Source organism: Pseudoalteromonas denitrificans DSM 6059 (genome assembly GCF_900112265.1).
Lineage (GTDB): Bacteria > Pseudomonadota > Gammaproteobacteria > Enterobacterales > Alteromonadaceae > Pseudoalteromonas > Pseudoalteromonas denitrificans.
Map to the genome: position 1 here is coordinate 41,317 of NZ_FOLO01000045.1, position 6,000 is coordinate 47,316.

Genomic DNA, 6,000 nt, shown 5'->3' on the forward strand with positions numbered 1-6,000 from the left:
ATTGAGATCAGAGGCCTTTTTTAATTTGATTATTTGCGGTTGTTATATCAAGTTGATTTTTAATTTTGTCTAATTCTGACTGCAATTTTACGGAGTCAATTTCACCTTGTTGATACTGAATTTCAAGCTTTAATATGTCGCGTGTTTGATTTAAAACAATAAGATATAAGGGGGCACGATAGTGTCTGGTTTTTTTTAGATTGATCACTTGCTCATTTAAGTCTGTTAGCACAGCTTGAGATAAATTCTTACTGGCTAAGTTTTGAGTTAATAAACTGTCTAGATAATCAGGATATGGCGGGGAATTTTTAGCATAAAAAGTCTCTTTAATCGGGTCTTTATCTTCTAATGTATCGTAGTATTCGACAAGTTCTTCACTATACTCATAACTCGTTTCCACTACGGCTGTAGCAGAGCGCAATAGCTTTACTAGATCCTGCTTTTCTTTTTGTTCAGCTTCATAGTCAGTGATCATAATCGCTAAAAGTACGCCAACTAAAGTGGCAATTAATGTCAGGAAAAAGTTGATGCCTGAGTTAAAGCGGTGCAATACACCTTGAAACTTCGGCAAAAAAGTAAGTAAGCCTAAAAATGTCAGACTTAAGGTGATTAATAAATACATCATAGATAAAGACCTGTTTTATGTTGTTATTTTTTTAGAAATATAAACATTGATAGGGTTAATTAAGTTTATTACCAGCAAATCGCATGCTTTATTTGTTGCGTTGTTTCACTGACTGTTAAATTTTCGGATTTAATAATAAAAGTATCAGGGTGAGGTATCGGACCAAATTTATATTTATTGATTACTTCATCTAACATTAGGGGACACTGTACTTTATTAGTTCCTAGCCGAGACTCATTTGTAACACGCTTTTTTAGCTCAGGCACTGAAACATCAAGATAAATTGGCGCAACGTCTCCACCAAATTCAGATAAAACGTTTAGCCATTGGTTAAATGGCGCTATATCAAGTTCTACGTCAAAGCACTGAGTCACTATGAGGCCTTTTTGAGCATTTTCGCATGCTTTTTTAATACTCATAAGTCGCAAACTATCAACAAAGTCAAAAAAATCACCATGACCAAATTCAGGATAAACAGACAGTGCTAAATCAACACTTAAATGATTGTGCATTACGCTATAACCCAGTTCTTGAGAAAGTGCCTTTGCTATGGTTAGTTTTCCGCACCCTGGTGGGCCGTGTAGAATTATCAATTTCATAATATAACTCATACTGCATAAATTTTTTGATAAAGCTTGGCTTGAATTTACGAGCAATGCACCCTTGCCAAGAACCCATGTTTATTCACTATCTTGCATTGATATTTTTTATTTATGAAAAGCTTATAAATAAAGAGAAGTGTTCAATAAGTCATAATAAATAGCGCAATAAAGAGGTGTTATTAAACGCTAATGATGCGCTAAAGGCAAGAGGAAGGCGTTTGAAAAGTTGGGGGGAAACAGACTTTATATTCAGTTAAAAAATGGTCAGTTTGCAAGCTTGTTTTACCAGTAGATTAAACGCTTTAATCACCTGTTATAATTTAAAAAATAACAGGTGAAGCAATAACTTTTAATAACAATAGAAAGTGACAAAAGTATAGGTATCACATGTATCTTTTGTATTACAGAAGTGTGATGGAGGAGGTGCAGCTCCCCCAATTTGTGGTGTCATTTTTACAGGTAGAGACTTATTGTCATCTGATAAGTTTTTAAGTTTCTTTTTATTTAGTTTTAATTTCATTCTTCTTTCCTTTGAGTTTGTTGTTTTAATGGAAACTTGATATTTACACAATTAAGGTAAAAGACAAACACGTTTTTTACCTGTTTTAGGTTCACTATAAAGTTGTATAGAAAAATAGCTTATTTAAACTTTAAGTGAATTTCAGACATTAAAAGTATTTATGGATAACAGAGAAGAGCCATATATCTGAGTTATTAAGTCAAGCCTGTAAAATAACTCCTTTACCAACTACTTGGTTTTTATTTACAACGGAAATACGCATGTTCTGCCTGAGCGCAAGGCTCATGTCTTATAAAAATTAATGAGGCGTTTCAATCACACATGAGATCTTACTTCGAAAAATAGCATAGACTTTTTTAGATTTAATCTAATTTAGACTACACTGACTTTTATAACAATCTCTGATAATCATTAAAGATTAGGTTAATTCAAAGGATCTTTTGTATGTTAAAAAGGGAGAGAGAATGCAGCAAATAAGCAAAACATCAGATCCTGGTTCCAAAGAAAGAAAAGAACTTATTAAAGCTAGTCGATTTAATTCAGTACATTGGTTAGTGATTGTGCTCTCTATACTACTGACTGTTGCAGCTTGGTATTTTAGCACGGAACAACTCAATCAAAAAATTGAAGACCAATTTTCACGAGAAGCAGACCAAGTAATCGAATTGGTTAAAGAGAGGATGGAGTTATACGAAAATGCCCTTTGGGCCGGTGCAGCATTTATAGATGCTAATGGTGGGTATACATCTTATAAGCAGTGGTTGTCATATGCGAATAGTTTAAATCTTGATACGGTTTACCCTGGGATTAATGGTATTGGTGTGATTTATAATATTAAACCGAGCCAACTAAAAAGCTATCTTGCTAAAGAAAAAGAGCAACGTCCTGACTACCAATTACATCCACAACATAACGAGGCTGAATATTGGCCCATTACGTATATAGAGCCTTTTAAACCCAATAAAAAAGCCGTTGGACTTGATATGGCTTTTGAAACAAATCGATATACTGGCATTAAAAAGTCGCGTGATTCTGCCTCCGCTCAATTAACTGGGCCAATTGTATTGGTACAAGATTCAAAACAAACCCCTGGGTTCCTTTTTTATACCCCTTTTTATAAAAAAGGCATAAAACCAAAAACGATTGAGGCACGTAGAAACAATATTATTGGAGTGACCTATGCGCCTTTTATTATGGAAAAACTAATGCAGGGAACACTCGCAAGTCAAAATAGGCATGTGGGCATCAAAATAACAGATGAAGGGGAGCCGCTGTATGATATAACTGAAAATAACCGTGATGTTAATCCGCTTTTTAGTAAAGAAGTGAACATTGATTTTTACGGTCGACACTGGAAATTTGAGATAGTTTCAAACTTAGACTTTAGAAAAGCGACTTCAAATAATCAACCATATTTACTTCTCATTGGCGGTATTATCATTGATTCGTTGCTAGTGATTCTTTTTGTTTTCTTAACAAAAGCGAATAGAAAAGCTTTATCTTATGCAGAAATAATTACAAAAGATCTGAAATTAAGCACTAAAGAGTTAGTTATTGCAAAAGATGCAGCAGAACAGGCCAGCCAAATTAAAGGGGAGTTTCTTGCCAATATGAGCCATGAAATTCGTACTCCAATGAATGGGGTCATTGGCATGACTAACCTATTATTAAACTCCTCTTTAAACCCAACTCAGTATAGTTATACAAAGACGGTTAAAAAGAGTGCCGAGTCATTGCTTGCTATCATCAATGACATACTCGATTTTTCCAAAGTAGAAGCCGGAATGTTGGAATTAGAGCCCACTGAGTTTGATATGGGCATAATAATGCAAGAGCTTGCTTTTGAAATGGCTTTTCGTACTCAAGAAAAAGGGCTTGAGCTGATCTGCCCAGCTGAGCCTATGCGGCAATTAAGGTTTCATGCGGATGCAATACGTATACGTCAAATTCTTAATAATTTAGTGGGCAATGCAATAAAATTTACTGAGCAAGGGGAAGTCGCTGTACACTACTTTGTTCAGAAACAAACCGAGTCATACACTCAGATGCGTATTGAGGTTGTCGATACGGGAATAGGGCTGAGTGAAAAACAGCAAACAACCCTTTTTGAACGTTTTAGTCAGGCCGATAACTCAAGTACTCGAAAGTTTGGTGGAACAGGCCTTGGATTGGCGATTAGCAAACAGTTAGTAGAATTAATGGGAGGTGAGATTGGTGTTATAAGTGACATTGGTAAAGGCTCAACATTTTGGTTCACACTTGAACTTTCTAATGCGAAGACTGAGAATGAAAAACAGTTTGAGTGTGACTTGCTTGAGCATAAAGTTCTAGTTGTGGATGACAATCTAACCAATCGTAACTTTATTGGTAAGTTGTTAAATAACTGGCAAGTGGAACACTGTTTGGCTGAAGATGGTAAAGCAGCGCTTAAATACTTGTGCGAAGCAGCTGAAAATAACCACCCCTACAGTATCGTGATAATTGACGCGGATATGCCTGAAATGAATGGCTTTCAGCTGGGTAATATTATTAAAAACGATAATAACTTAAGTGGGATACAGCTGGTAATGCTAACTTCTCAAAATCAACAAGGAAATAAAGAGCCACTCAAGCAGGTGGAATTTGATGGTTATCTTAACAAGCCAGTCGATCAATCTGTTCTTTACAATACATTACAGCAATTAACAGAGAGTGAAAAAAACACACAACCACTCATTACTGATTACGAAAAAGATAACTTACCTCAATTTAAAGCACGTGTCTTAGTGGTCGAAGATAATATTATCAATCAGATGGTGATTGAGGGCATGTTAAGTAAATTTGGTATACAAGTTGAACTTGCTGTTAATGGTGAAGAAGCGTTGAAAGCAGCCGAAAATATAGATTACGATTTAATATTCATGGATTGTCAAATGCCTGTGATGAATGGTTATGAGGCGAGTCGACGCATTCGTGACCCCAAATCAAAGGTATTAAATAGATCTATCATTATCATTGCTCTTACTGCGAATGCTATGCAAGGGGATCGTGAAAAGTGCATCGAGTCAGGAATGAATGACTTTATCACTAAGCCGATAGACCCAGATAAACTGTTTAAGCTACTAGAAGATTGGTTGCCAAAACATGAAATTGAAGAGAAGGTGCTCCAAAGAGATAATATACCAGACTCTCAAGAACTCATATTTGATTCTGTTGCTTTGAGCAATCGTTTGATGAATGACAAAAAACTAATTCATAATGTCGCCGAGATATTTTTGGTTAATATGTTGAGCTACATCGAACGATTAAAAACTTCAGTGATGAATGAAGACTTTTCAACGGCAGAATCCCAGTCACATCAAATAAAAGGCGCTTCGGCTAACGTTGGTGGTTTGGCGCTCAGTACACTGGCTTTTAAAATGGAAAAAGCGGCACAGGTTGAAGACTTGAAAACACTTCGCCAATTATTAGAGCCTTTAGAATGTAGCTTTACATTACTCAAAACAACGATGAAGGCGTTTTTGGAAGATTAATGTCAGCCCAAAGAGATACTCGGAACTCCATTAAATATAGAGTGAATACCGGGTTTTAGAGTTGTAATATTTATCAGTGATAGGTAGGAAAGTTACTTAATATTATATTTTAAGACCTTACTTTAAGCAGAGGAAACTATCTGATCAAAGTAAGGTGATTATTCTTTATTAACGTTTCTTATTTAAAGTTCAAGTAGTTAATCTTCTTCAATTTGCCAAACTGATACTGAGCCTGAAATTTCATTACCAACAAGCAATAAAGCCTTATCTGTTGGGCTGTCTTGTGCTGCGATAAATTTCATTCCTTCAGGAGCTAAATCGCCTGTTATATTTTCACCTTCAACTAAACCGCGATTATAAAAGTAATTCATGAATGTTACTGTGTGTGGGTTTGTGACGTTATAAACCATGATTGCGCTCATGCGTTCTAAGCGTAAACGACTGGGCAAATACACCTAGCCCAGTTTTACATTCCAGGGCAGAATGGCATCCAAGTTTTCAGGAGCATGGATAAGATGCTCAAGGCAATGACTGATGTAGTCATATGGCACCAATCCGTTTGCTTTGGCTGTTTGGACTATGCTGTAAAGTACCGCACTGGCTTGTGCACCATTGCGTGTATTACTGAACATCCAATTCTTTCTCCCGATAACAAATGGTTTAACCGCACGTTCGGCACGATTGTTATCAATATCCAGGTGACCGTTTTCAACATAGCGGATCAGTTTTTCCCATTGATTC

At 36.0% G+C, this 6,000-nt stretch carries 5 protein-coding genes and 1 pseudogene; 1 reads left to right on the forward strand and 5 read right to left on the reverse strand.

The window, feature by feature from the left end; all coding sequences use genetic code 11:
- Positions 1 to 7 precede the first annotated feature (7 nt).
- The 3 genes from BM088_RS20160 to BM088_RS27335 form a co-directional block, all read right to left on the reverse strand.
- Positions 8 to 625 (reverse strand): hypothetical protein, encoded by a 618-nt coding sequence (locus BM088_RS20160; protein ID WP_091988987.1) that lies wholly within the window; start codon positions 623 to 625, stop codon positions 8 to 10.
- 68 nt (positions 626 to 693) lie between these two features.
- Positions 694 to 1,224, reverse strand: a complete 531-nt coding sequence (locus BM088_RS20165; RefSeq protein WP_177208114.1) for a P-loop nucleotide/nucleoside kinase family protein — start codon at positions 1,222 to 1,224, stop codon at positions 694 to 696.
- Positions 1,225 to 1,576: 352 nt separating this feature from the next.
- Entirely contained in the window at positions 1,577 to 1,747 is a 171-nt protein-coding gene (locus BM088_RS27335; RefSeq protein WP_177208115.1) for a hypothetical protein, read from the reverse strand.
- Between the two features lie 464 nt (positions 1,748 to 2,211).
- Between BM088_RS27335 and BM088_RS20170 the strand changes: the two genes are divergently transcribed.
- A complete protein-coding gene (locus tag BM088_RS20170; RefSeq protein ID WP_091988993.1) occupies positions 2,212 to 5,259 on the forward strand; it encodes a CHASE domain-containing protein in 3,048 nt (1,015 codons plus the stop codon).
- A 197-nt stretch (positions 5,260 to 5,456) separates the two neighbouring features.
- On the opposite strand, the pseudogene BM088_RS20175 reads toward BM088_RS20170, so the two are convergent.
- Both BM088_RS20175 and BM088_RS20180 read right to left on the reverse strand, forming a co-directional pair.
- A pseudogene (locus BM088_RS20175) lies at positions 5,457 to 5,690 on the reverse strand (choice-of-anchor I domain-containing protein); the annotation flags it as partial.
- Positions 5,691 to 5,714: 24 nt separating this feature from the next.
- Positions 5,715 to 6,000: IS66 family transposase (locus BM088_RS20180; RefSeq protein ID WP_143085123.1), on the reverse strand; the 286-nt coding region annotated here is incomplete at its 5' end.